Origin of the sequence: Sphingomonas hylomeconis (assembly GCF_025370105.1) — a bacterium.
Lineage (GTDB): Bacteria > Pseudomonadota > Alphaproteobacteria > Sphingomonadales > Sphingomonadaceae > Sphingomonas > Sphingomonas hylomeconis.
In genome coordinates this window covers 532,804-557,344 of the sequence record NZ_JANQBK010000003.1, presented here as the reverse complement: position 1 = coordinate 557,344, position 24,541 = coordinate 532,804, and the positions used below count along the sequence as shown (strand labels likewise).

The 24,541-nt window shown below is 65.6% G+C and carries 18 protein-coding genes, 1 tRNA gene and 1 pseudogene; 7 read left to right on the top strand and 13 right to left on the bottom strand.

The genetic code is table 11. The features are described from left to right. Window positions 1-17: 17 nt before the first annotated feature. Window positions 18-839 carry a GPO family capsid scaffolding protein gene (locus NV401_RS06385; RefSeq protein ID WP_261293553.1) on the bottom strand — a complete coding sequence of 274 codons (822 nt, stop codon included), beginning with the start codon at window positions 837-839 and terminating at the stop codon, window positions 18-20. Window positions 840-1,005: 166 nt separating this feature from the next. On the opposite strand from NV401_RS06385, the gene NV401_RS06380 reads away from it, so the two are divergent. The 3 genes and pseudogenes from NV401_RS06380 to NV401_RS06370 all read left to right on the top strand — a co-directional run bounded on the left by NV401_RS06380 (window position 1,006) and on the right by NV401_RS06370 (window position 4,652). Next, window positions 1,006-2,823, top strand: coding sequence for a terminase large subunit domain-containing protein (locus tag NV401_RS06380; RefSeq protein ID WP_261293552.1), 1,818 nt, complete (start codon window positions 1,006-1,008; stop codon window positions 2,821-2,823). Then, window positions 2,823-3,860: a phage portal protein gene (locus NV401_RS06375; RefSeq protein ID WP_261293551.1), complete on the top strand. Its 1,038-nt coding sequence runs from the start codon at window positions 2,823-2,825 to the stop codon at window positions 3,858-3,860. The genes NV401_RS06380 and NV401_RS06375 overlap by 1 nt, the downstream gene beginning before the upstream one ends. Window positions 3,861-3,996: 136 nt before the next feature. After that, window positions 3,997-4,652 (top strand): annotated as a pseudogene (locus NV401_RS06370) (DNA adenine methylase). 147 nt (window positions 4,653-4,799) lie between these two features. Here NV401_RS06370 and NV401_RS06365 read toward each other — a convergent pair. The 4 genes from NV401_RS06365 to NV401_RS06350 form a co-directional block, all read right to left on the bottom strand. After that, window positions 4,800-6,002 (bottom strand): hypothetical protein, encoded by a 1,203-nt coding sequence (locus NV401_RS06365; RefSeq protein WP_261293550.1) that lies wholly within the window; start codon window positions 6,000-6,002, stop codon window positions 4,800-4,802. Window positions 6,003-6,652: 650 nt separating this feature from the next. Then, window positions 6,653-7,342: a replication protein A gene (locus NV401_RS06360; protein ID WP_261293549.1), complete on the bottom strand. Its 690-nt coding sequence runs from the start codon at window positions 7,340-7,342 to the stop codon at window positions 6,653-6,655. Between the two features lie 19 nt (window positions 7,343-7,361). After that, window positions 7,362-8,621: a tyrosine-type recombinase/integrase gene (locus NV401_RS06355; RefSeq protein ID WP_261293548.1), complete on the bottom strand. Its 1,260-nt coding sequence runs from the start codon at window positions 8,619-8,621 to the stop codon at window positions 7,362-7,364. Window positions 8,622-8,781: 160 nt separating this feature from the next. Beyond that, a tRNA-Tyr gene (locus NV401_RS06350) sits at window positions 8,782-8,867 on the bottom strand. Between the two features lie 256 nt (window positions 8,868-9,123). Here NV401_RS06350 and rlmB point away from each other — a divergent pair. Beyond that, a complete protein-coding gene (gene rlmB, locus NV401_RS06345) occupies window positions 9,124-9,873 on the top strand; it encodes a 23S rRNA (guanosine(2251)-2'-O)-methyltransferase RlmB (protein WP_261293547.1) in 750 nt (249 codons plus the stop codon). Window positions 9,874-9,894: 21 nt separating this feature from the next. Here the strand turns inward: rlmB and NV401_RS06340 are convergent, their stop codons facing one another. After that, a complete protein-coding gene (locus NV401_RS06340) occupies window positions 9,895-10,212 on the bottom strand; it encodes a 2Fe-2S iron-sulfur cluster-binding protein (RefSeq protein ID WP_261293546.1) in 318 nt (105 codons plus the stop codon). A 66-nt stretch (window positions 10,213-10,278) separates the two neighbouring features. Between NV401_RS06340 and NV401_RS06335 the strand changes: the two genes are divergently transcribed. Next, window positions 10,279-10,902, top strand: coding sequence for a DNA-3-methyladenine glycosylase family protein (locus NV401_RS06335; RefSeq protein WP_261293545.1), 624 nt, complete (start codon window positions 10,279-10,281; stop codon window positions 10,900-10,902). A gap of 3 nt (window positions 10,903-10,905) precedes the next feature. On the opposite strand, the gene NV401_RS06330 is transcribed toward NV401_RS06335, so the two are convergent. Next, window positions 10,906-11,322: a DUF2147 domain-containing protein gene (locus tag NV401_RS06330; RefSeq protein ID WP_261293544.1), complete on the bottom strand. Its 417-nt coding sequence runs from the start codon at window positions 11,320-11,322 to the stop codon at window positions 10,906-10,908. A 131-nt stretch (window positions 11,323-11,453) separates the two neighbouring features. Here NV401_RS06330 and NV401_RS06325 point away from each other — a divergent pair, with 131 nt between their 5' ends. Then, a complete protein-coding gene (locus tag NV401_RS06325) occupies window positions 11,454-12,800 on the top strand; it encodes an Nramp family divalent metal transporter (RefSeq protein ID WP_261293590.1) in 1,347 nt (448 codons plus the stop codon). A 130-nt stretch (window positions 12,801-12,930) separates the two neighbouring features. Here NV401_RS06325 and NV401_RS06320 read toward each other — a convergent pair whose 3' ends face one another. The 4 genes from NV401_RS06320 to NV401_RS06305 all read right to left on the bottom strand — a co-directional run bounded on the left by NV401_RS06320 (window position 12,931) and on the right by NV401_RS06305 (window position 19,810). Beyond that, a complete protein-coding gene (locus NV401_RS06320) occupies window positions 12,931-13,761 on the bottom strand; it encodes an HpcH/HpaI aldolase/citrate lyase family protein (protein ID WP_261293543.1) in 831 nt (276 codons plus the stop codon). 135 nt (window positions 13,762-13,896) lie between these two features. Continuing rightward, window positions 13,897-15,393 carry an efflux transporter outer membrane subunit gene (locus NV401_RS06315; RefSeq protein ID WP_261293542.1) on the bottom strand — a complete coding sequence of 499 codons (1,497 nt, stop codon included), beginning with the start codon at window positions 15,391-15,393 and terminating at the stop codon, window positions 13,897-13,899. Then, window positions 15,390-18,602 carry an efflux RND transporter permease subunit gene (locus NV401_RS06310; RefSeq protein ID WP_261293541.1) on the bottom strand — a complete coding sequence of 1,071 codons (3,213 nt, stop codon included), beginning with the start codon at window positions 18,600-18,602 and terminating at the stop codon, window positions 15,390-15,392. Before NV401_RS06310 ends, NV401_RS06315 begins: the two co-directional genes overlap by 4 nt. A gap of 5 nt (window positions 18,603-18,607) precedes the next feature. Beyond that, window positions 18,608-19,810, bottom strand: coding sequence for an efflux RND transporter periplasmic adaptor subunit (locus tag NV401_RS06305; protein WP_261293540.1), 1,203 nt, complete (start codon window positions 19,808-19,810; stop codon window positions 18,608-18,610). A 238-nt stretch (window positions 19,811-20,048) separates the two neighbouring features. Between NV401_RS06305 and NV401_RS06300 the strand changes: the two genes are divergently transcribed. Continuing rightward, the gene (locus tag NV401_RS06300) at window positions 20,049-21,770 is read left to right on the top strand and encodes an ATP-binding cassette domain-containing protein (RefSeq protein WP_261293539.1); all 1,722 of its coding nucleotides are present in this window, start codon (window positions 20,049-20,051) and stop codon (window positions 21,768-21,770) included. A gap of 69 nt (window positions 21,771-21,839) precedes the next feature. On the opposite strand, the gene NV401_RS06295 is transcribed toward NV401_RS06300, so the two are convergent. Together NV401_RS06295 and NV401_RS06290 are read right to left on the bottom strand one after the other, a co-directional pair. Continuing rightward, window positions 21,840-22,952 carry an S-(hydroxymethyl)glutathione dehydrogenase/class III alcohol dehydrogenase gene (locus NV401_RS06295; RefSeq protein WP_261293538.1) on the bottom strand — a complete coding sequence of 371 codons (1,113 nt, stop codon included), beginning with the start codon at window positions 22,950-22,952 and terminating at the stop codon, window positions 21,840-21,842. Window positions 22,953-23,007: 55 nt separating this feature from the next. After that, window positions 23,008-24,540 carry a DHA2 family efflux MFS transporter permease subunit gene (locus NV401_RS06290; RefSeq protein ID WP_261293537.1) on the bottom strand — a complete coding sequence of 511 codons (1,533 nt, stop codon included), beginning with the start codon at window positions 24,538-24,540 and terminating at the stop codon, window positions 23,008-23,010. Between the last annotated feature and the right edge of the window lies 1 nt (window position 24,541).

Sequence of the window (24,541 nt, the reverse complement as noted above, 5' to 3'; positions counted from 1 at the left end):
GGGTGGCGCTGACGCGATCAGCAGTCGGTTTCGGGTTCGCCGTCGCCGCCCGATGCCGGGGCCCGGCTGAAGCCCGCTTGTTCGGTCGTGGCGAGCTTGCCTTCGAGCACAGCGAAACGTGCTTCGATCGCGGCCAGGCCGTCATTGGCCGGCTTTGTCGCCGTCGCGATCGCGGTTGCGACCTGCTCGCCGATCGCCGTGGCGAACGCGGCCATGTCATTATCGTTGGCGGCCTTGGGTTTCGGCTCTTCCTTCGGCTTTTCGGGCTCGCCGCGGCCGAACTTGGCGGCGACGATCGCAAACCCGCTGGCGATAGCCGCGGCGATGCCCGTGGCATCGGCTGGCTTCGGATCGAATTCCAGCGCGACGGCATCGGGCGACGCCGCGAAGACCGTGCCCGGCGCAGTACGCGAGAATTGCAGGCGTTGTGTGCCGATCGAGGCCGGCGTGTCGGTGAAGGCCAGGCCGATCAGGCCGATCTTGTCCGTGCCGGCATAGCTCGGCGTCAGCTCGACCGAGGGGAACGGCTTCTGATCGGCCTTGTACAGCGCGACCAACTGGTCATTTGCATCGACCTGGCAATAGAGCGCCTTGCGCTTCTCGACCTTGCCGTCGATCGTGAAGTCATCGGTCTGCGCCTTGACCGCGACGACGTCGCCATAGCCATTGAAGGGCGGTTCGGGGCTGAAGCCCGACAGATGCTCGATGTTGATGCGCGGGCTGTACGTCTCGGCATTGAAGGTGGTGACCACCTGATCGATCATCTCGTCGGTAATGACGCGCCCGTCGCTGATCGTGGCCCCGGCAACGAACGCGCGGAAGAACTTGCTTTTGGCCATGACGTGCGGTCCCTCGGTGTGGCGAAAGCACCGCTTCGGGCGATGCGTGATGCCGCTAAAGGGACCGAACCCGCCTCCATTCTCAAGCGAGCGGTCTTGTAGAGAGCGTCTCTACAAGACCGGGTACTGCGAGATGGTGCGCGCGCGTGGCTAGGTTCGCCGCGCGATGGACAAGCTTCCCCCAGATACCGGCATGCCGCTGCCTGCCGCGACGATGCCGATCGACATCGACGCGCAGCGCCAGGCGCGGAGCCTGTATTGGCGCGGCTGGGGCATCACGCAGATCGCCGGCGAACTGGGTCTCAACCGCGCAACCGTCGAGGCGTGGAAGCAGCGCAAGAAGTGGGACGAAGCGCCCTCGCTCTCGAAGATCGAGGACGCGCTTGAATGTCGGCTCAACACCCTGATCGCCAAGGATGGCAAGACCGGGGGCGACTTCAAGGAGATCGATCTGCTGATGCGCGCCGTCGTCGCCGGCGCGCGGGTGCGCCGTTATGAAGCGCCGGGCGGGCATGAAGGCGATCTGAGCGAGAAGATCGCCAACCGAAATGCCGGCGATCGCAAGGGCAAGAAGCCCAAGAACCACTTCACCACCGCGCAGGTCGAGCAGCTCGAGCAGATCTTTCGCGACGAGCTGTTCGGCTATCAGGAGGATTGGTGGGCGGCGAAGGACCAGCGCACCCGCATGATCCTCAAATCGCGCCAGATCGGCGCGACGTGGTATTTCGCGCGCGAGGCGTTGCTCGACGCGCTTCGCGGGGGCGGCAACCAGATCTTCCTCTCCGCCTCCAAGAACCAGGCGCATATCTTCCGCGGCTATATCATCCAGTTCGCCGAGCGCGTGGGGGTCAAGCTCACCGGCGACCCGATCGTCATCACCGCCGACACGATGCCGGAGGGCGAGCCCGCAGCCGAGCTGATCTTCCTCGGCACCAATGCGCGCACCGCGCAGGGCTATCACGGCAATTTCTACTTCGACGAGTTCTTCTGGACCTACGGTTTCGAGGAGCTGAACAAGGTCGCCAGCGCCATGGCGATGCACAAGCGCTGGCGCCGCACCTATTTTTCGACGCCGTCGACCATTGCGCACCAGGCACACCCCTATTGGACTGGCGAGCGCCGCAACCGGCGCGTCAAGAAGGCGGACCGGATCGAGATCGACGTCACGCACGCCCGGCTGCAGACCGGCGTGCTGTGCGAGGATAATATCTGGCGGCAGATCGTCACGATCGAGGATGCCGCGTCGCGCGGTTGCGACCTGTTCGACATCGACGAGCTGCGCATCGAATATGCGCCCGACGAATTCGCCAACCTGCTCATGTGCCAGTTCGTCGACGACAGCCTGTCGGCGTTCAAGTTCAATGAGCTGCAGCGCTGTACGGTCGACGCGATGGTTGATTGGCCCGACGTCGACATGCTGGCCAACCGGCCGGTCGGCAATCGCGAGATCTGGGCCGGCTTCGATCCGCAGGAGAGCGAGGACGGCGACAATGCCGGATTCGTGATCGCGCTGCCCCCGGCCGGACCGGGCGGCAAGTTTCGGTTGCTTGAGCGCCACCAGATCAAGGGCGACTTTCAGGCGCAGGCAGAATTCATTCTCGCCAGGCTTGCGCGGTACAACTGCACCTATCTCGGCATCGACAAGAAGGGCGTAGGCGCCGCGGTCTACCAGCTGCTGCGCGACAAGATGCGCGGCGTGGTGGCGATCGAATATTCGCTCGAGGTGAAGACCGGCCTGGTCATGAAGGCCCAGCACACCTTCGCGCGGCAACGCATCGAATACGATGCCGGATGGATCGATCTGCAATCCGCCTTCCTGTCGATCAAGAAAGCGCTGACGCAGAGCGGCAAGAGCGTGACGTTCAAGACGAGCCGCACCGAGGCCGTCGGGCACGGCGATCTTGCCTGGGCCGCGATGCACATCTTCATCAACGAACCCCTCGACGGCCAGGCGCGGCCGAAAACGCGCATGGAGATATTCTGATGGATCAATTGCCGCCCTTCGGCGCCACCAGCGCTCCTGCGCGTTCCGGCGAGGCGCTGGCCTTCTCGTTCGGGGATCCGGAACCGGTGCTCAATCGGCGCGAGATCATGGATCTGGTGGAATGCTACCGGACCGATCGCTGGTACGAGCCGCCGCTGTCGCTCGACGGGCTGGCCCGCGCGTTCCGCGTGTCGCCGCACCACAGCTCGGCGATCATGCTGAAGCGCAACCTACTGGTCGCGTCGTTCGATCCGGTGACGCGCGGCAGTTCGACGGTGCCGGTCCTGTCCCGCTCAGCGTTCGGCCGGGCGGTGCAAGACTATCTCGTTTTTGGCAACGCCTATGTCGAGCGCCGTGACAATGTCGTCGGGACAGCCATGCGTCTGGATCATTGTTTGGCGAAATACACCCGGCGCGGCCTGGTCATGGGCGAGTTCTTCTGGTCGCCGGGGATGGCCGCGGCGACGCCGTTCAAGCCGGGTAGCGTGATCCAGATCATGCAGCCCGACATCAACCAAGAAATCTACGGCGTGCCGGAATATCTAAGCGCGCTGCAGTCGGCGCTGCTCAACGAGGCGGCCACGCTATTCCGGCGCCGCTACTATCTCAACGGTAGTCACGCCGGGTATATCCTCTATGCGACCGGCGATATCGACGAGAACGACACCGACGCGCTGCGCGACGCGCTGAAGAACTCGAAGGGGCCGGGCAACTTCAAGAATTTGTTCGTGCACGCGCCCGGCGGCAAGGAAGGCAGCATCAAGATCCTGCCGATCGCCGAGGTGGGCGCCAAAGATGAGTTCCTTGGCATCAAGAATGCGACGCGCGATGACGTGCTGGCGGCGCATCGCACGCCGCCCTCGGTTCTTGGCATCGTGCCAGCGCAGGGATCGCAGCTCGGCAAGATCAGCGAGGCGGTCGACATGTTCTTCGAGCTCGAGATCCTGCCGCTGCAGATGGCGTTTCTCGAGATCAACGACCGGATCGGCTTCGAGGCCGTCCGCTTCAAGCCGCGCGTGATCGCGCCGGCCGGATAGTTTCGCGCCTGGCGCGCAGCCAGGCGGGGGATGCCAGGGGCCAGCCCGGCAAACCGACGAGGATGAATCTCGCCACGACCATCGGCCAACGGCCGTCCCGCACCCCGCATGCCGCGGGGCCTCGCGCCTGGTCGCGATGATCGAGCGCGTCGACCATGACGGCTATGCGGAGCCCTTCGTCGGCATGGGCGGCATCTTCCTGCGTCGCCGATCAAGGCCGAAGGTCGAAGTGATCAACGACGTGTCGGGCGACGTCGCGACCTTCTTCCGCGTGCTGCAGCGGCACTATCCCTACATGCTCGACATGATGCGCTTTCGCGTCGCCAGCCGGGCCGAGTTCGAGCGGCTGAAGGCGATGCCGCCCGAGAGCCTGACGGACCTCGAACGTGCGGTGAGATTCCTGTATCTTCAACGCCTGGCGTTTGGCGGGAAGGTCAGTGGCCGGCACTTTGGCGTCGACAAGACACAAGGTGCGCGGTTCTCGTGAGCAAGCTCGAGCCGATCCTGGCGGATATCCACGAACGCCTAGCCGGCGTCGTGATCGAGCAACTCGGCTATGCAGATTTCATTCGGCGCTATGATCGCGCCGGAATGCTGTTCTATCTTGATCCGCCCTATTGGGGCTGCGAGACGGACTATGGCCAAGCCGTGTTCGACCGCGACGACTTTGCGCGCCTGGCGGACCAGCTTGGTGCGATTAAAGGAAAATTCGTGCTTTCGATTAACGATACGCCCGGCGCCCGCGATACGTTTTCTCGATTTAACATCGCCGACGTCGAGCTGACTTACTAAATAGGCGCTGGTGCGCCGAAGAAAGCGCACGAGTTAATCGTCAGCAATTCTCAAATTGGATAAATTAGGCGGCGGCGGCGCCGGTAATCGAAGGATTGCCGGCGTCTTGTACATTGTGCGCTGCGATTGACTTCCTTAAAGTTAAATTTACGCAAAGTAAATTCCGTACTCATGATCCTCGAATTTAGGATCTGCTTTCTGAAGTTGATTTCTGGAATAAGAATCTAGCAATATATCGCGATATTTTTCCACCGCGGACAAAAATTCATCATCATATTTACCTGACATATCATCGCGTAGCGACAATTTCTCAAGGAGAACTTTTGCGGTATGGATAGACACATCCTCGTCACCGAACGTTTTTTCTATGGCGTCCCCGGCCTCAAAATCGCTTAGGGGTTCACTTTTTTGTGTATAAACTTGCAGGCGCGCTTCCCGTGCTTCCATACGTCGCATTTCAGCCTCTTTGTCTGCTAGATCAGCTAGGCGGTGAAGGCCTAAGGCCGCGTACATCGCCGGTATCAGCTTGCGAAGTTTTGGATCGCTGTGATCCCATCGTGCAGCTACCTTAGTGGCGAAAATCTCACGCCTATTTCTTTTTCTCCTGATAATTAAGTCCGTAACTGAGACCCATATAAAAATAACAGCAGCAATGATCGCCACCGCGATAAAAGGATAAGTTATTGTTCTCAGCATCTGCGGGACAAACCCTCCAGTCCACGCGACTGAAGCAGCATTTGATTCCTGCTTGGCTATATCCGAGCGTCCAACGTCGATCGACTTTAATCCCTCTACCTTACCTACTGTAGAGAATGACAAGCCCTTATTAACCGGCCTAACAATTAGGAGATTGAATTGGACGAAATCGCCGGGGTCAAAAATTATGCCCGGGGGAAGAATGAACGAGTTTCCAATCTTTTTAGGAATTGCCAATTTTCGAAGGTGTTCAGATGTGGCGCCCAGTTCATAAAGTCTAACAATCTGGCCACCTCTCACGTAAAACCCTAAAGGGTCTCGCGGTGTCGTATTCCTCGCGTTTATACTTACTTCCCCGTTATTTCTAAGGCGTAAGCGTACTGCGACTAAGTCACGTCGCGTTTGCGTGAGATCTTGAGAGTTCAACTGAACAGACAGGCCCGGAACAGGTTGGCGTACAGTAAACACCGGGATTTGATTAACAACTTCGAGTGTGAGCGATACGCGCTTTCCAAAAGCCATATCGGCCACGGGCGGCAGGCCGATAACAAACCCGATTATGCCGAGTATCACGCCTAAGGCTGAGGCCGCCTGGAACCATTTATTGCGGATGAGACCGCCTAGTGTGGAGCCATCCTCCTTCAAATCTGCCATAGAGCTTTTTTCACTTTCTGATCGGCAAGACCATGCGTTCTAAAGCCGTGCCCCGCTATAAGATAGTTAGCAATCGAGCAGCCTGACGGACTCCCCTGTCGGCGAAGGCGAACTTTTGCTGGAGGGGTGGGGTATAGGACAGACGGACGAGGATTGGATGCTTTAGGTACGTGCCCACGACGGCGGCCTAGCGGCGGTCTGGATTAAGCCATCAGAGAAAAGATCGGAGCTGACTTGAGCCACTTATATAGCGAGGCGCCCGATCAAAAGGCCGCAGCTACGCATTTGTGCATGCGGCCCGCATGCCCCGAATACACCGCAAGAACCCCCGCCTCGCCCGCGAGCTTTTTGTGTGGCTTTCGATGCAGTGCGCAAATTTGATGCGGCCCGGCGGAAAGCTCGGGTTCTATAGCCGTTAATGGCACCCCGCGGCGTTGCGGATTGATGCACCTGGGCGCCTTCCGCGAGCGCAATGGTGCATTGGCTGAATGGCACAGGATTTGCGCATCCCCCACGGATGCACCGGGCCGGCCATAGCCGGGCCGTCCCCCGCAGTCGCTGGGTGGCGATCCTGTTTCGGTCGGGGCCTCGAGGGCTTGGTGAAGCAGCAAATTTACGCACGCCGTAGGCGTTCCTCTTATTCTTAATCCCTACAGGGCCTCTGTCTGACCGCTCGGCGGATTTGCACTATCAACGCCTATGCGCAGGGCGTCGAGAAGAGCGCGCAGCTCAGGATCCTTCACCTCGGCGATCACTTCATCGACGGTCGACGTGGCCAGCTTGCGCTCACGTGCCAGCTTCTCCGCGACGGCGCGGACAAACTCGCTGGGACGACGAAGCATGCGCCGCACGCGCTCGGAAGCGCTGGCGGGCAGCGGCAAGATGTAGGCGTTCGCGATCTGCTCAGTCTGCTGCTCGTCGGGCTCCGCGCCTTCGATCGGCTGGCAGCGCCTGATCCAGTCCAAGAAGCCGTGATCCTTGAGCCGCTTTAGAGCTGTGGCAACGGCGCTGCGTGAATGATGGATCTGATCGGCAATCCACCGGATGGTCGGATCGAGCCGGCCGGTCTTCTTCCCACGCAGGCGCATGAGATAGCGGTAAACCTTGAGGCCGATCGCACCGAGCGCGCCGTTGCGGCGGCCGGCCAGCTTCGTCTCATGCTCGAATTCCTCGGCCGCCCGCATACGGGCGTTATGTTCCTCTCGCGGAAACATGTTGTGCGCGCGCCACAACGCCAGCTCGGCGCCGCCGGCATTGTGGCTATTGCGGCGTACGGGCTGACCAGTGCGCTCGCGCGCTGGCCTGCCGCTGAGGACCTGGTGGAGAGATGCCGCGGTCATGCGACGCCTCCCACGCGGATCAGCTGTGCCGTGGCCCCTTCAGCAGCTCTGCCGGCGGGACCAGGTCCTGCACCAACATGTCCGCCCATTCCTGCGCCAGCTCGCGCCGACGCGGCATGTAGCCAGATCGATTGTAAGCCGCTTCGACGCCGGCCGGAATGTGCGCCAGCGTCAGATCGATAATCGCGCGATCGCCCACACGGTTCTCCACCTGCGCCAGCTCGTTCATGATGGTGGAATATGTTGTACGCCAGCCATGCGGGACGTGGACGCCGGAGAAGCCGGCATCGCGATAGGCCTTGCCGATCGTATTGTCGCTGATCGGCTTCCGTGGGTGCCGGATGCTCCTGAAGATAAGCGGCGCCCCGCGCGAAAACTCGATCGCCACCTTCACCGTCTCCACCGCCTGCCGCGACAGCGTTACGATAAATTCGAAGGCGGCATCTTCCTTTCGCTCCTTGAGCAGCTTCATCTTGGCCGCCGGGATACGCCAAATTGGCGATGCGCCGTCCAGATCCTCGAACTCCGAGGCCTCCGCCCAACGCACCACGCCCGATCGCACCGCGGTCAGCGCCAGCAAGCGCGATGCGAGCTTCGTTAGCGGGTAACCCGGTTGTTGCTCCACCTTGCGCAAGATGGCTCGCGCCGCTTCGACGGATACCACGGCTGGAAACCGCCCCCTCTTTACGGGCGATAGAGCGCGGGCTGCAATCGCCGCGGGGTCCGACGTTGCAACCCCGCTGGCAATTGCCCTGGCGAACACTTCCGAGATGCGCTGTCGAACGCGATGCGCCGTCTCGATCGCTCCTCGCGATTCGATCACGCGCAGCACTGCAAGCACCTGCGGTGTCGTGATCGTATCGATCGGTAAGCTGCCCAGCTTCGGATACACGTCGTGCGTGAACCGGTACAAAACGAGCCGGGCGTACCGCGGCGACCAGGTTGGTTCCTGGCTGGCAATCCAATCGTCCGCGATCGCCTTGAACGTCAGGTCCGCCTGCGTGACACGCGCGGCCGCGCGCTGCTTCTTGTCTATCGCCGGATCGGTCCCGCCACGCAGTTGACGCAGCGCCGCGTCCCGCAACTCGCGGGCCTCGATCAGCGAGACCTCGGGAAACGTCCCGAACGTCAGCAGCTTTTCCTTGCCCCCGAAGCGGTACTTCAGGCGCCAGCCCTTGAAACCCTTGGCTGTGACGTACAGAAATAACCCATGCGCGTCGGAGAGCTTGTAAGGCCGTTCGGCGGGCTTCGCGTTCTTGCAGGCTGTAGCGGTCAGCATTCGATACCCCCGCCCCTGCGAATGGATACCCCGAAAATACCCCCGAATCGTCCGCGCTGCATTGAGGAACAATGAGCGAACATGAGACAAACGGCAACCCGCCCGCACGAGACAAAACCGCCCCTTGCGAGGCGGTCTGAGACAACATGAAATTGAAGGTTGGTGGACAGGGCTGGATTCGAACCAGCGTACGCTTGCACGGGCAGATTTACAGTCTGCTGCCTTTAACCACTCGGCCACCTGTCCAGTTGGGCCGCTAAAAAGCGAGGCGGTCCCCTGCCAAGCGCAGCCCCCCCTGTCAACGCCTGTGCGCCCGATCGACACGAATAGTGCACAATAGCGTGCTGCGGCCGGAAAGGCGGTGGCGACGATGGATTGCACCGGGGCGAGCGGCCGGGCGAGCCGGCGGGACACGCGAGGCTGGCGTCGGCGCGAGGCGCGCGCTAGGCCCCCGCGACAGAGACCGCAGCGCCACGCTGCGGTGACGAGATTGAGAACGCCCATGGCCCGTCGCGGACATCGCCCCTCCCAGGCCCCTGCCGGCCGCCCGCGTTTCTGGGGCCGCCACGCCGTGACTGCGGCGCTGGAAAATCCCGAGCGTGTCGTGCGCAAGGTCTGGGCGACGCGCGAAGCGCTGACCGGTTTCTCGATCCCCTCGACCATTCCCGTGGTGTTCGCCGACGTGACCGATCTGGCGCGGCTCGTGCCGGGCGACGCGCCGCATCAGGGGCTGGTGATCGAGGTCGATCCGCTCGAGGATATCTGGCTCGGCGATCTGCTGCAGCAGGGCGAGGGCGATCAGCGGCCGCTGGTGATTCTCGATCAGGTCACCGATCCGCACAATGTCGGCGCGATCATGCGCTCGGCGGCGGCGTTCAACGCGCTTGGCATCGTCACGCCCGATCGCCATGCGCCGCCCGAATCGGGCACGATCGCGCGCGCCGCCTCGGGCGCGCTCGAAGTCGTGCCGTGGGTGCGCGTGGTCAATCTCGCGCGCGCGCTGGAGGAAATCGCCGAGGCCGGCTTCTGGCGCGTCGGCATGACCGGCGAGGCGACGCAGACGCTGACCGAGGCGATGGGCCAGCAGCGCGTGGCGCTGGTGCTCGGCGCCGAGGGCGAAGGCATGCGGCAGAATACCGCAGCGCATTGCGACGAGCTCGCCAAGCTGCCGATCTCGGACCAGGTCGAGAGCCTCAACGTGTCGAACGCGGCGGCGATCGCGCTGTACGCGATCGCCACGCGCTCGGGCTGAGGCGGCAGAGCGCGGGGGAGCTCAGTCCTCCGCGGCGATCGTCACGCGCAGCCCGTCGAGCGCGTCGGTCATGTCGATCTGGCACGACAGGCGCGAATTGGCGTCGCGCTCGCTCGACGATTCGAGCAGGTCGTTCTCGTCCTCGCTCATCGCCGGCAGTTTGGCGGCAAATTCCGGGTCGACATGGACGTGGCAGGTGGCGCAGCTGCAGCAGCCGCCGCACAGCGCCAGGATCTCGTCGATCCCGGCGTCGCGGATCACTTCCATGACCGAAAGGCCCGCCTCGCCATTGATCTCGCGTTCTTCCCCTTCGCGCGTCACGACGATAAGCTTCGGCATCTCAGTCTCCTTCTGTGCGTTGCGTCGCCATGCCGCGACCGGCGGCCCGTATCAAGAGTATCCCGCATGGGCCTGAGCGCCGAACAGCTTCGTACCGCGATCGACGCCCTCATCGCGATCGAGCCGGCCTTCGCGGCGGCGATCGCCCGCGTCGGCCATCCCGCCCCGCGGATCAACCCGCGCGGCCACGGCACGCTGCTGCGCACGATCATCGGCCAGCAGGTCAGCACGCAGAGCGCGCAGGCGGTGTGGAACAAGCTGGAAGGGCTGATCGGCGACCTGAACGACCCCGACACGATCATGCGCGCTGACGACGAGCAGTTGCGCGCGGCCGGCCTGTCGCGCCAGAAGCTGAGCTATGCCCGCAGCCTGGCCGACGAGGTCAGTAGCGGGCGGCTCGATCTCGATCGCCTGCCGCAGGACGACGAGGCGGCGATCGCCGCCCTCATCGCGGTAAAGGGCATCGGGCGCTGGTCGGCGGAAGTCTATCTGCTGTTCGCCGAAGGGCGCGGCGATATCTGGCCGGCGGGCGATCTCGCGGTGCAGATCGAGATCGGGCGGATTCTCGGCCACGAAACGCGGCCGTCGGAAAAGCGCACGCGCGAACTGGCCGAGGCGTGGCGGCCGCATCGCGGCGCCGCGGCGATCTTCACCTGGCACCATTATGGCAGCGAGATGAAGGTGATCTGAGGCTTAGCGCAGCGCCGGCCATTTCTGCGTCTTGCAGATGAAGAAGAAGCAGCCGCGCACCTTCAGCGCGCCATCGGGATAGCGGCCAAGCGTCGCGGTATAGGTGTCGCCGGCCTGCGGATCGTACAATTTGCCGTGCCAATTATCGCCGCGCTCCTCGAAGTCGAGCAGGATCGGCAGCCCGACCAGCGGCCGGCCGCGCAGCGCCGCATCCTTGTTGCGCTCGTCCACCGTCTTGCCGACATCGGAGGCGGGCAGCAGCCGGACGATCCGGCCGCACATGCGACGCCCGCACGCTTCGATCGCCACGACCGCCTTCTTGTTCTGCGTGATCCAATGGCCGGCCACCGGCTCGGCGGCCTGGGCCGCGGCCGGCAGGAGGCACGACAGCGTCGCAACAAGGCAGGCAATCCGGTGCATCTCATCCCTCGCAAGTGACTGATCCGACTGCCCTGCCCGCCTTTCATGGCAGAAAAGCGACATCGCGAAACGCCGCCGCCGATGCGCGACTCGATTGACGGCGCGGGCGGCATGCGGAAAGGACGATGGCGATGTCGCCGCCGCCCTCCTCCGCCGCCATCGGCCTGTCGCCCGCCGAGGAGCGCAGCCCGTCGCTTGCCGAAAGCTACCGCACCATCCAGGTGCCGGTCGGCAAGGGACGGTTCTGGGGCAAGATCGGCGCGTTCGCCGGACCCGGCTACATGGTCGCAGTCGGCTATATGGATCCCGGCAATTGGGCGACCGATCTCGCCGGCGGATCGGCGTTCGGATACACCCTGCTGTCGGTCATCCTGATCTCGAACATCATGGCGATGGTGCTGCAATCGCTCTCGGCCAAGCTCGGCATCGTCACCGGGCTCGATCTCGCCCAGGCCTGCCGCGCCCATTACGGGCGCACGGTCAATTTCAGCCTGTGGGTGCTGTGCGAGCTGGCAATCATCGCCTGCGATCTGGCCGAGGTGCTGGGCACGGCGATCGCGCTGCAATTGCTGTTCGGCATGCCGCTGGTGGCCGGCGTGTGCCTCACCGCGTTCGACGTGATGCTGATCCTCGCGCTGCAGCGCTTCGGCTTCCGCAAGCTCGAGGCGTTCATCGTCGCATTGCTAGTGGTGATCGCCGGCTGCTTCGCGTTCGAGCTCGCCATCGCCCAGCCGAGCATCGCGGCGATCGCCGGCGGGCTCATCCCCCGCGCGGAGATCATCACCAATCCGGCGATGCTGTATATCGCGATCGGCATTCTCGGCGCGACGGTGATGCCGCACAACCTCTACCTGCACAGCTCGATCGTGCAGACCCGCGCGTTCGATCAGGACGAGGCGGGCAAGCGCGATGCGGTGCGCCACGCGACGATCGACAGCACGGTGGCGCTGTTCCTGGCTTTGTTCATCAACGCCTCGATCCTGATCCTCGCCGCCGCCGCCTTCCACGTCAACGGGCGCACCGATGTGGCGGAGATCGATCAGGCCTATCGCCTGCTCTCGCCGACCCTGGGCGCGGGCGCGGCGAGCGTGGTGTTCGCCGTGGCGCTGCTCGCCTCGGGGCAGAATTCGACGATCACCGGCACGCTCGCCGGCCAGATCGTGGCGGAGGGCTTCCTCAACCTGAAACTGCCCTTGTGGCTGCGCCGCAGCGTCACCCGGCTGCTGGCGATCGTGCCCGCGGTGATCGTCGTGGCGCTGTATGGCGGCCAGGGCGCAACGCAATTGCTGGTGCTGAGCCAGGTCGTACTGAGCCTGCAACTGCCGTTCGCGATCGTGCCGCTGGTGCGCTTTACCGGCGACAAGACGCAGATGGGCGTGTTCGCCAATCCGCTGTGGCTCAAGCTCGCCGCCTGGGCGATCGCCGCGGTGGTGATCGTGCTCAACGTAAAACTGCTGATCGGCTTCTTCTTCTCTTGATCCTCCCCGGAACGGGGAGGTGGCACGCGCAGCGTGACGGAGGGGGTGGGCCGGCCGCTCAGCGCTCGGGGAAGCCCCCCTCCACCATTCGCTGAAAAGCGAATGGTCCCCCTCCCCGTTCCGGGGAGGATCAGCCGAGCAGCCGCTCCGCTTCGGCGAGATGCAGCCGTTCGATCATCTCGCCATCGACGCGGATTGCGCCCTTGTCGGCGTTCTCGGGTCGCGCGAACGCCGCCACGACCGCCTTCGCCCAGGCGATCCGCGCGGCACCGGCATCGAACGCGCGGTTGGCGGCGGCGATCTGCGCAGGGTGGACCAGCGACTTGCCGTCGAACCCGAACATCGCGCCCTGCGCGCATTCCGCGGCCAGCAGCGGCCCGTCTTCCAGCACGTTGCACACGGCATCGAGCGCCGTGATGCCCGCCGCGCGCGCCGCCGTGACGATCTGCGCCAGCGCCGGCAGCAAGGGCGTGCGCGCCGCATCGGGGCGGCAGCGCATCTCCTTGGCAAGATCGTTGGTGCCCGCGATCAGGCAGGTCAGGCCGTGCGCGCCGGCCGCCGCGGACAAAGCGGGGAGGTTGAGGATCGCGGCGCAGGTTTCGATCATCGCCCAGAGCGGGACAGCGGTGCCGATCGCCGCACGCGCGGCGGCGAGATCGGCGGGGGTGGCGATCTTGGGGAGCAGGATCGCATCGGGCCGGGCAGCGGCGAGCGCGGCGCAATCGGCCGCGCGCCACGGCGTGTCCAGCCCATTGGCGCGGACCACCAGTTCGCGGGGGCCGAAGCCGCCCTGCCCGATCGCCGCGACGGCGGCGTCGCGCGCGGCCGCCTTGCGCTCGGGAGCGACCGAATCCTCGAGATCGAGGATCACCACGTCGCAATCGAGCGTCCGCGCCTTCTCGATCGCGCGCGCGTTGGCGGCGGGCATGAAGAGCGCGCTGCGGCGCTGGCGATGGGTCATCCTTGGCTCCTGCCCCCTTCGTCACCCCGGACTTGTTCCGGGGTCCACCGTGCGGCAAACGCCGCGCAGGAGCTTCCGCGTCATCCTTTGCGGCCTAGTGGAGCCCGGAACAAGTCCGGGGTGACGATTATGGGCTTACGGAGCGGTAGCTACCGGATCGCGCCGCGTCGGTGCCGGCGCCTCTTCCCAGCCGCCGCCCAGCGCCTTGAACAGGCTGACCTGCGCGTCCGCCACCGCAGCATCAGACTGTGCCAGCGCGGCGCGGGCGCTGGCGCGGTCGCGTTCGGCATCGATCAGCAGCAGGAAACTGTCCGCACCATAATCGAAGCGCAGCCGCGACAGCTTGGCGGCCGCATTGCTCGATCGCTCGGCGCGCACCAGGGCGGCATTGCGATCGAGCGCGCCGGCATAACGCGCCAGCGCCTGTTCGACTTCGCGCAGTGCGCCCAGCACGACACCGTCGAACCGCGCGAGGCTGCCATCCGCGCCGGCCTCGGCCTGACGCACGCGGGCGCGCGCCGCGGTCATGTTGGGGAAACTCCACGAAATGAGCGGGCCGACCGAGTAGGAAAAGCCTTTCGACGACAGGGCATCGCCGGGCGACGTGCCGCCGAAGCCGATGCTGCCGAGCAGGCGGATCGACGGATACAGCGCGGCGGTGGCGACGCCGACGCGCGCGGTGTCCGCCGCCAGCGTGCGTTCCGCCGCGCGCACATCGGGGCGGCGGGCGAGCAGGGCCGCGCCATCGCCGGTCGGAATGATCGTGCGGACGCGCGGCGGCGTCTTGCACAGATCGGCCTGTGCATCGATCTCCGCCGGCGCACGGCCGGTCATCGTCGCCAGCGCATAGAGCGAGGCGCGGCGCTCGGCCTCGAAGCCCGGGATCGTCGCCTGCGTCTGGGCGAGCAGCACGTCGGCGCGCTCGACATCGCGGCGCGTGCCGCGCCCGGCGTCGAACAGGGTGGTGGTCAGTTGCAGCGTGCGCTGCTGCAGGCCAACCGTCTCGGCCGCGACGGCGCGTTGCGCGGCGTTGCTGCATGCGGTTGCATAAGCGCGCGCGGTTTCCGCGGCGACCGACACGCGCGCGGCATCGAGCTGCGCCGCGGCGGCGGCGGTATCGCCCCGCGCCGCCTGGATCGCGCGCGTGATCCCGCCGAACAGATCGACTTCATAGCCGGCGTCGAAGCCGAGCGAATAGAAGTCGCTGGTCACCGCATCGGCGCCCGACGCCCCTGCCCCGCCGGCAGCGCCGCCCGCCGCGCCGAGCGACCCCAGGCCGGTGCGGCCATAGGTTCCCTGCGCGCTGAGATCGGTGGTCGGCAGGCGGGCGCCGCGCTGTTCGGACAAGACCGCCCGCGCCCGCGCCAGGTTGGCCGCGGCGACGCGGATATCGGTATTGTGTGCCAGCGCTTCCGTCACCAGCCGGTCGAGCACCGGATCCTGGTACAGCCGCCACCAATTGGCCGGCAGCGCCGCCGCGCTGACCGCGCTGGTCCGCGCCGCCTCGGCGAACGCCGCCGTATCCGGCGTGCTCGCCGGCGTCGTCGGCTTCACATAGTTCGGGCCGACGACGCAGGCGGACAGCGCGAGCGCCGAGGCCAGGGTCGGGATCAGGGAGAGGAGCTTGGTCATACCGGCACTACCTGGTGATCGGCCGCGATCGGCGGCGGCGCATGGGGATCGATCGGCGCATCCTGCTTCGTCCGGCGCAGCTTGCTGGCCGTCCAGTCGCCGAACCGGCGGCTGATGATGTAGAAGCTCGGCGTGAACAGCAGGCCGAAGGTGGTCACCCCGATCATGCCGAAGAACACCGCAACGCCCAGCGCCTTGCGCATTTCCGAGCCCGGCCCGCCACTGATGACCAGCGGCAGCACGCCCAGAATGAAGGCGATCGAGGTCATTACGATCGGGCGCAGGCGCTGTTCGGCGGCGTGTTCGGCCGCCTTGTACATGTCCATGCCGTTGAGCTCGTTCTGGCGGGCGAACTCCACGATCAGGATCGCGTTCTTCGCTGCGAGCGCAATCAGCACGATCAGCCCGATCTGCGTCAGGATATTGTTGTCCATCCCCATCAGGTTCACGCCGAGAATGGCAGCGAGCAGGCACATCGGCACGATCAGGATAACCGCCAGCGGCAGCACGAGGCTTTCATAGTTCGCCGCGAGCAGCAGGAAGACGAACAGGACGGCCAGCGCGAAGGCCACGGCCGCGGTGTTGCCCGCCTGCTCCTGCTGGAACGCCAGCTCGGTCCATTCGAAACTCATCCCCTTGGGCAGCACCTTGGTGGCCAGCGCGGCCATCGTCTTCAGGCTCTGCCCGGTCGAGAAGCCGGGCAGCGTATCGCCCTGCAGTTCGGCCGAGGGATAGAGATTGTAGCGCACCACGCGGTACGGCCCGCTATCGTTCTTCAGCGTCATCACCGCATCCAGCGGCACCATCGCGCCGGTGGCGGAGCGGGTGCGCAGATGGCCGACATCACTCGGCTGATCGCGATACGGCGCATCCGCCTGCGCGGTGACGCGGTACGTACGGCCGAGGAAGTTGAAGTCGTTGATATAGGACGAGCCGAGATAGGTGCCGAGCGTGGCGAACACGTTCGAGACGGGCACGCCGAGCTGTTCGGCGCGTTCGCGGTCGATATCGGCGAACAGCCGCGGCGTCTGCGTGTTGAAGGTGGTGAACACGCTGGTCAGGCCCGGTGCCTGGTTGGCCTGCATCATCATCGCGAACGCCGCGCCTTCCAGCGCCTTGTAGCCGAGATTCTGCCGGTCCTCGATCATCATCTTGAACCCGCCGCCGGTGCCGATGCCGGCCACCGGGGGTGGCGGGATGACCAGCAGGTTGCCGCCGGGCAGTGAGGCGAACGCCTCCCGCAGCTTGCCGGCAATCTCGACATCGGTGGCGCGGTCGCCATGCGGCTTCAATGTCACGAACATCGCGGCGGCGTTGGGCGCGGTCGAGAAGGTCGCGCCGTCCAGCCCGGCAAAGGCGACCGTGTTGAGCACGCCCTCCATCGGCAGCACCTTCTTGGTCGCTTCATCCATCAGCGCGGTGGTGCGCGCCAGCGACGAGCCCGGCGGCAGCTGCGCGACGACGATCAGATAGCCCTGATCCTGCGCCGGGATGAACCCGCTCGGCGTCTCGTTGAAGCGCCAGCCGGCCAGCGCGATCAGCGCGACATAGGCGATGCCGACGATCGCCAGCATGCGCATCGCACGCGCGGTGAACTTGCCGTAGCGATTGCCGACCCGGTCGAACCCACGATTGAAACTACGCGCAAAACGCGTCGGCCAACCCCGCACGCCACGCCGTGGTTCAGCATCGGCATGTTTCGGCTTAAGGATCATCGCCGACAAAGCCGGCGACAGCGTGAGCGACACGAAGGCCGAGATCGCCGAGGCGGCGACGATGGTCAGCGCGAACTGCTTGTAGAACTGGCCGGAAATGCCCGGGATGAACGCGGTCGGGATGAACACCCCGCACAGCACCAGCGCAATGGCGATGAGCGCGCCGGACACTTCGTCCATCGTCTCGTGCGCGGCATCGCGCGGGCTGAGCCCCTTCTCCTCCATCAGGCGCTCGATATTCTCGACCACGACGATCGCGTCATCGACGACGATGCCGACCGCGAGCACCAACCCGAACAGCGACAGGTTGTTGAGCGAGAAGCCGAACGCGGCGAGGAAGGCCATGCTGCCGACCAAAGCGACCGGAATGGCGACGATCGGCACCAGCGCCGCCCGCCAGCTCTGGATGAACAGCAGCACGACCAGCGCGACGAGGACGATCGCCTCGACCAGCGTATGCTCGACCGCGGAGATCGACGCATCGATATATTCGGTCGGGTTGTACGGGATTTCGAACTTCATCCCCGGGGGGAAGCTCTTCGACGCCTCGGCAATCTCCTTGCTGACGGCCTCGGCCGTGCTCAGCGCGTTCGAGCCGGGCAGCTGCGTGATGCCGAGCAACGTCGCCGGCTTGCCGTGCAGCCGCGCATTGATGCTGTAATCCTGCGCGCCGAGCTCGATCCGCGCGACGTCACGAAGGCGCGTCAGGCGTCCCTGATCGTCGCGCTTGATGATGATCTCGCCAAATTCGTCCGGGTTGGTCAGGCGGCCCTGTGTCTGCACGCCGAGCTGGAACGCGCTGCCCCCGGTGTTGAACGGCGGCTGGCCGACCGAGCCGGCGGCGACCTGCGCATTTTGCGCGCGGATCGCGGTAGTGATCTCGTCGACCGTCAGGTTGCGCGACGCGGCGAGATCGGGATCGATCCACACGCGCATGTTGTAATCGCGCCCGCCGAACGAGCGCACGCCGCCGACGCCGGGAATACGCGCGAGCCGATCGATGACCTGCGTCGTCGCGTAATTGGAGACATATTGCTCGCTCAGCGAGCCGTCCGGCGAGGTCAGTGCGATGACCAGCAGGATGTCGGGCGAGTTCTTGAGCACCGTCACGCCGATCTGGCGCGTCTGATCAGGCAGGCGCGGTTCGGCCTGGGCGACGCGGTTCTGCACCAGCACCTGCGCCTGATCGACATCGACGCCCTGGCGGAACGTGACGGTGATCTGCAGGCTGCCGTCGCCGGTCGCCGAGGACGACATGTAGATCATGTCCTCGACGCCGTTGATCGCGGATTCGAGCGGCGCGGCGACGGTTTCCGACAGCGTCTCGGCGGTCGCGCCGGGATAGCTGGCGGTGACCACCACGGTGGGCGGCGCGATCTCGGGATATTGTGCGACCGGCAGGGTCGGATAGGCGACGATCCCGAACACCACGATCAGGATCGACAGGACCGCCGCGAAGATCGGGCGCTCGATGAAGAAATGGGGAAATTTCATCGCTGTTAACGCACCGTTGCTTCGGAGGAGGGCGGCGCGCTGTCGGGCTGCGCGCTGGGCGAGACGGCACCGGGCCGTGCGGCGATCTTGGTCAGCTTGGGCGTCACGACGGCGCCCGGCTGCAGGTTGGTGATGCCGGCGATGATCACGCGCTCATTGGGCTTCACGCCCGATTTGATCACGCGCAGGCCATCGACCAACGGCCCGGTCTCGACCGGGCGCGGGGCGGCCTTGTTGTCCTTGCCCACGACATAGACGAGCTTGCGCGTCTGATCGGTGGTGATCGCTTCGTCCGGCACCAGCATCGCGCGGTAGGTGCCCGATCCGAGCAGGCGCGCCCGGCCGAACATGCCGGGCGTCAGGAACCCCTGCGGGTTGGGGATCAGCGCATGCGCGCGGATCGTGCCCGAATTCTGGTCGATCGCGTTATCCAGGAAATCCATCTTGCCGCGCCAGCGATAGGTCGGCTCGTCGGCCAGCTTGACCTCGACCGGATTGGCCGTGCCGCGCGATGAGCCGCGCTCGCCGGTGCGATCCTGACGCAGATATTTCAGGTAAAAGCTCTCGGCGCCTTCGAAGGCGAACCAGATCGGATCGGTCGAGACGACGCGGGTCAGCACCGTCGTGCCTTCGGTGGCGAAATTGCCCTTCGACACGCGGCGGTTGGATACCCGCCCGGCGACCGGCGCACGCACCGTGGTGAAGCTGAGATTGAGCTGGGCGGTGTTCACGCCCGCGCGGCCGGCGGCGAGATCGGCACTGGCGGTGCCGACCGCGGCCTGCTTCTGCTCGAATTCCTCGCGCGAAATTGCCTGCGCCTCGAGCAATTTACCGGCGCGCGCACTTTCGCTGCGCGCATTGACCAATGTCGCCTGCGCCTTGGCCTGCGTCGCCTGCGCCTGCAGCAGCGCGGCGCGATACGGGCGCGGGTCGATCACGAACAGCGGCTGGCCGCTGCGGACATACTGGCCGTCGGTAAACAGCACCCGATCGATCGTGCCCGAGACGCGCGGGCGGATTTCCGCATCCTGCAGCGCCTCGAACCGGCCGACATATTCGTCCCAATCGTTGATCTCGCGCTGCAATGGCAGCGCCACCGACACGCCCGGCGGCGGCGGCGCGGGCGGCGCTTCCTTGGCGCACGCCGCCAGCGTCATCAGCGCGACTCCGGCGCTCACGGTGCGCAACCAACCAGCCTGTTCGATCATGTTGTAAGTCCCCACGGAACGTATCCCCGCACTTGCGGGTCCGCCGCCACGCGCCTAGAAAGCCGTGTCGGGCGGGTCGTCCGCGCCACCAAGTGTTGATCCCCAACCGCCTTCGCAAGGGTCGGGAGCGATTAATATACCGACCGGTACCAATATTGTTGCTGCATTGCAACAGGCGTGATCGACTTGGCGTCGATTGCCGCGCATTTCATGGCGCCGCAGTGACGGGAACGGCGCCATGACCGGCAACGAGCGCCACGGGACGGCGCACGCCGCGGCCGAATTCCTCAGGACATTTGCCGATTATGCGGGCTGGCGGGGCGTCGGCGCGGCGGTGCTGGTCGGCGCCAGCGCGATCGTCGAGGGCATCAGTGTCGTGATGTTGATCCCGATCCTCGGCGTGGTCGTGCCGGGCGGCGCGGACGCAACGTGGCGTGGCTGGCTGAGCGCACCGCTCGTGCGGATTGGGGCGACCACGCCACTGCAACAGCTGGGCGTGCTGCTGGCCGCATTCCTGGGCGTCGCGCTGCTGCGCGCCGGCCTTCTCTATGCGCGCGACATCATGCTGGCCCGCCTGCAGGCCGGCTTTATCGAGACGCTGCGCAATCGCGCGCTCGGCACCTTGGCCGAGGCACCGTGGAGCCGCATCGTCGCACTACGCCACGCCCGCATCACCAACCTGCTCGGCACCGAGATGCAGCGCGTCGCCGGCAGCGCACAGTTCATGATCCAGGCCACCGTGTCTGCGGTGCTGCTGATCGTGCAGGCCGCGCTTGCCTTCAGCCTCGCGCCCGGCTTCGCGCTCGTGGCGATGCTGCCGCTGGCGATCGGCGCGGTCGCGATGGTGCGCGGCAGCGGCCGCTCGCGCGATCTCGGCGGCGATGTGGTGCGGCACAGCCAGGCGATGATGGGCAGCGCAAGCGGCTTGCTCGGCGGCCTTAAGGCCGCGGCCGCGCAGAACGGGCAAGGTCATTTCATCCGCGAATTCGCCGCGATCCAGACGGCGCTGCGCCTGCGGACGCTGCAATTCCAACGCCGCCAGGCGCGCACCCGCGGCGCGTTCGGCCTCGGATCGGCGATCGCCGGCGCGGCGGTGGTGTTCGGCGGTGTCGCCTATGGCATCGCGCCGCCGGTGCTGATCGCGCTGATCCTGATCTTCGCGCGGATGAGTGGCCCAGCGCAGCAGATCCAGGCGGCGCTGCAGAATTTCTACTTCGGCCTGCCGAGCTTCGAGGGCATCCAGCAGCTCGAGCACGAACTGCGCCGGGATACCGCGCCGGTCGCGGCCCCCGTGACGCCACCGCCCGGCGCGATCGAGCTGCGCGCGGTGCGCTATCTCCACCCCGGCGGCGGCGGCGTGAAACAAGCGACGCTGAGGATCGCGCCGGGCAGCTTCGTCGGCATCGCCGGTCCTTCAGGCGCCGGCAAGACGACGCTGATCGATCTGCTGATCGGCCTGCTCCAGCCGCAAGCGGGCGAGATGCGGATCGGCGGCGCGGCGCTCGATGCGGCGATGCTCGCCGGCTGGCGCGAGGGCATCGCCTATGTGCCGCAGGACGGCTTTCTGTTTCACGATAGCGTGCGTCGCAACCTTTCCTGGGACGGCAGCGCCGAACCGGCGGCGATCGAGCGTGCGCTGGCGCTGGCCGGGGCGGATGCGGTGGTCGCCAGGCTGCCACAGGGTCTCGACACGGTGATCGGCGAGCGCGGTGCGATGCTCTCGGGCGGCGAGCGCCAGCGCATCGCACTGGCGCGGGCGCTGGTCCGCCCGCTCAGGCTGCTGGTACTGGACGAGGCGACCAATGCGATCGACGCCGCCGGCGAAGCGGCACTCCTCGCGCGGCTCGCCGCACTGTCACCACGGCCGACGATCGTGATGGTATCGCATCGCGCCGAAAGCATGGCGCTGTGCGATCGCGTCATCCAGGTCCATTCAGGCGTGGTCGACGCTACGGGCTGAACGCCGCCGCTGCGCCAAATTGCGCGACGCCGGGCGGCACACACCTATACAGCAAGCGTCTATTTTCCTCTAGAACCGCACCACCGAGCGGATGCTTTCGCCGGCATGCATCAGATCGAAGCCCTTGTTGATCTCCTCGAGGCTCAGCACGTGCGTGATCATCGGATCGATCTCGATCTTGCCGTTCATGTACCAGTCGACGATCTTTGGCACATCGGTGCGGCCCTTGGCGCCGCCGAACGCCGTGCCACGCCAGCTGCGCCCGGTGACAAGTTGGAATGGACGCGTGGCGATCTCCTTGCCCGCTTCCGCCACGCCGATGATGATGCTCGTTCCCCAGCCGCGATGGCACGCCTCCAGCGCGGTGCGCATCACTTCGGTGTTGCCGGTGCAGTCGAACGTGAAGTCCGCACCGCCGTCGGTCAGCGCGAGAATCGCGGCGATCGTCTCGTCGCGCGACTGGCCGCGCGCGTCGATAAAGTCGGTCATGCCGAAGCGGCGGCCCCATTCCTCGCGGTCGGGGTTGATATCGACGCCGATGATCCTGTTCGCGCCGGCCATCCGCGCGCCCTGCAGCACGTTGAGGCCGATCCCGCCGAGGCCGAACACGACGATATTGTCGCCGACCTGGACCTTGGCGGTGTTGACGACGGCGCCGACGCCAGTGGTCACACCGCAGCCGATATAGCAGCTGGTCTTGAACGGCGCGTCCGCGCGGATCTTGGCGACGGCGATCTCGGGCAGCACGGTGAAGTTCGAGAACGTCGAACAGCCCATGTAATGGAAGATCGGCTGGCCGTCATACGAGAAGCGCGTCGTGCCGTCGGGCATCAGCCCCTTGCCTTGCGTCGCGCGGATCGCGGTGCACAGGTTGGTCTTGCCGCTGAGGCACGATTTACACTGGCGGCATTCCGGCGTGTAGAGCGGGATGACATGGTCGCCCGGCTTCACCGAGGCGACCCCGGCCCCGACCTCGCGCACGATCCCAGCGCCCTCATGCCCAAGCACGCTCGGGAAGATGCCCTCCGAATCGAGCCCGTCGAGCGTATAGGCGTCGGTATGGCAGATGCCGGTGGCCATGATCTCGACCAGCACTTCGCCGGCCTTGGGGCCTTCCAGATCGAGCTCGACGATCTCGAGCGGCTTCTTGGCTTCGAACGCAACGGCGGCGCGGGTCTTCATCGGGTATCTCCTTGTGCGCCGCCCGCTTACCGCCGATGCGGCCTGCGGGACAAGCTCAGTGCGCGGCGCTGGTATCGACCTTGCCCTTGGGCTTGGGCGCCAGCCAGACAATCGCGGCGGCGAACACGAAGATCACGAACGCCATTATGAACACATGCGTCGCGCCGACGGTCGAGGATTGCGCCTCGACCAGCCGATCGACCGCGCCGCGCGCCTGTTCGGTGCTCAGCCCGCCAGCCTCCATCTTCGCCATCGTCTCGCCCACGCCGTTGAGCGCGGGCACCATATCCGAACGGCTGACGCGGCTGGCGCTGTCCCATGCGGTGGTCGCCATCGCCGTGCCGATCGCACCGCACAGCGTGCGCACGAAGCTCATGATGCCCGCCGCCGAAGTCGTCTCGGACGGTTTGACCGCCGACAAGGCCAGCGCGGTCAGCCCGACGAAGAAGAACGGCATGCCGATCCCCTGGAGCAGTTGCGGCAAGGCGAGATGCCAGAAATCGGAATCGGTGCTCCAACCGGCGCGGAGCAGCGAGATGACGCCGAGCCACAGGATGCCGAGGCTGACGGTGACGCGCAGATCGACCTTGCCGACCAGACTGGCGGCGATCGGCGACATCAGCACCGCGAACACGCCGACGAACGCCGTCGTATAACCTGCCTCGGTCGCGGTATAGCCGACCACCGATTGCAGCCACAAAGGCGTCAGCACGACCGAGGCGAAGAAGGCGCCGAAGCCGAGCGCTACCGCCACCGTGCCGACCGAGAAGCCGCGATGGCGGAACACCTTGATGTCGACGATCGGATTCTTCTCGCCCAGTTCCCAGATCACGAACGCCGGGAAGCCGACTGCCGCGATCACCGCCATGGCGACGACAAACGGCGACGAGAACCAGTCATTCTCGCGTCCCGTATCGAGCATCAGCTGGAACGCGCCGACCCAGATGACCAGCAGCACCAGCCCGATCACGTCGATGCCGACCTTGGCCTTCTTCGTCTCGTACGGCGTGACGAAGCGCAGCGCCGAGAACACGCAGATGCCGACGACCGGCAGGTTGATGAAGAAGATCCACGGCCAGGTCCAATTGTCGCTGATCGTGCCGCCCAGGATCGGCCCGGCGATCGGCGCGCACACCGTGGTCATCGCCCACAGGCCCATCGCCGCGCCGGATCTCTTCTGGCCGAAGATGCGCAGCAGCAGGGTCTGGGTGAGCGGCATCAGCGGCCCCCCCGACAGTCCCTGGCAGATGCGGAAGAAGACCAGCATCGACAGGCTGTTGGACAGGCCGCACATCATCGAGAAGAAGCCGAAGCCGATCAGCGAGATGACGAACCAGCGCACCGTGCCGAAGCGCGCCGCCAGCCAGCCGGTCAGCGGCACGCTGATCGCATCCGCCACCGAATAAGAGGTGATCACCCAGGTGCCCTGTGTCGGCGAGATGGCCAGGCCCCCGGCGATATGCGGCACCGAGACGTTGGCGATCGTCGTATCGAGGACGACGACGAAATTGGCCAGCGCCAGCGCGATCCCGGCGGACAGCAATTTGCCGCCGGTCAGTGGCGCCGGGCCCGCTTCGGTGTCGCCCATG

What these genes read in the sequence shown, in the direction of transcription:
- NV401_RS06360 (WP_261293549.1), bottom strand. Translation starts at nt 7,342, where the DNA reads ATGACCGCGGCATCTCTCCACCAGGTCCTCAGCGGCAGGCCAGCGCGC.
- NV401_RS06305 (WP_261293540.1), bottom strand. Translation starts at nt 19,810, where the DNA reads ATGATCGAACAGGCTGGTTGGTTGCGCACCGTGAGCGCCGGAGTCGCG.
- NV401_RS06330 (WP_261293544.1), bottom strand. Translation starts at nt 11,322, where the DNA reads ATGCACCGGATTGCCTGCCTTGTTGCGACGCTGTCGTGCCTCCTGCCG.
- NV401_RS06295 (WP_261293538.1), bottom strand. Translation starts at nt 22,952, where the DNA reads ATGAAGACCCGCGCCGCCGTTGCGTTCGAAGCCAAGAAGCCGCTCGAG.
- NV401_RS06325 (WP_261293590.1), top strand. Translation starts at nt 11,454, where the DNA reads ATGTCGCCGCCGCCCTCCTCCGCCGCCATCGGCCTGTCGCCCGCCGAG.
- NV401_RS06335 (WP_261293545.1), top strand. Translation starts at nt 10,279, where the DNA reads ATGGGCCTGAGCGCCGAACAGCTTCGTACCGCGATCGACGCCCTCATC.
- NV401_RS06290 (WP_261293537.1), bottom strand. Translation starts at nt 24,540, where the DNA reads ATGGGCGACACCGAAGCGGGCCCGGCGCCACTGACCGGCGGCAAATTG.
- NV401_RS06385 (WP_261293553.1), bottom strand. Translation starts at nt 839, where the DNA reads ATGGCCAAAAGCAAGTTCTTCCGCGCGTTCGTTGCCGGGGCCACGATC.
- NV401_RS06380 (WP_261293552.1), top strand. Translation starts at nt 1,006, where the DNA reads ATGGACAAGCTTCCCCCAGATACCGGCATGCCGCTGCCTGCCGCGACG.
- NV401_RS06340 (WP_261293546.1), bottom strand. Translation starts at nt 10,212, where the DNA reads ATGCCGAAGCTTATCGTCGTGACGCGCGAAGGGGAAGAACGCGAGATC.
- NV401_RS06310 (WP_261293541.1), bottom strand. Translation starts at nt 18,602, where the DNA reads ATGAAATTTCCCCATTTCTTCATCGAGCGCCCGATCTTCGCGGCGGTC.
- rlmB (WP_261293547.1), top strand. Translation starts at nt 9,124, where the DNA reads ATGGCCCGTCGCGGACATCGCCCCTCCCAGGCCCCTGCCGGCCGCCCG.
- NV401_RS06315 (WP_261293542.1), bottom strand. Translation starts at nt 15,393, where the DNA reads ATGACCAAGCTCCTCTCCCTGATCCCGACCCTGGCCTCGGCGCTCGCG.
- NV401_RS06300 (WP_261293539.1), top strand. Translation starts at nt 20,049, where the DNA reads ATGACCGGCAACGAGCGCCACGGGACGGCGCACGCCGCGGCCGAATTC.
- NV401_RS06375 (WP_261293551.1), top strand. Translation starts at nt 2,823, where the DNA reads ATGGATCAATTGCCGCCCTTCGGCGCCACCAGCGCTCCTGCGCGTTCC.
- NV401_RS06365 (WP_261293550.1), bottom strand. Translation starts at nt 6,002, where the DNA reads ATGGCAGATTTGAAGGAGGATGGCTCCACACTAGGCGGTCTCATCCGC.
- NV401_RS06355 (WP_261293548.1), bottom strand. Translation starts at nt 8,621, where the DNA reads ATGCTGACCGCTACAGCCTGCAAGAACGCGAAGCCCGCCGAACGGCCT.
- NV401_RS06320 (WP_261293543.1), bottom strand. Translation starts at nt 13,761, where the DNA reads ATGACCCATCGCCAGCGCCGCAGCGCGCTCTTCATGCCCGCCGCCAAC.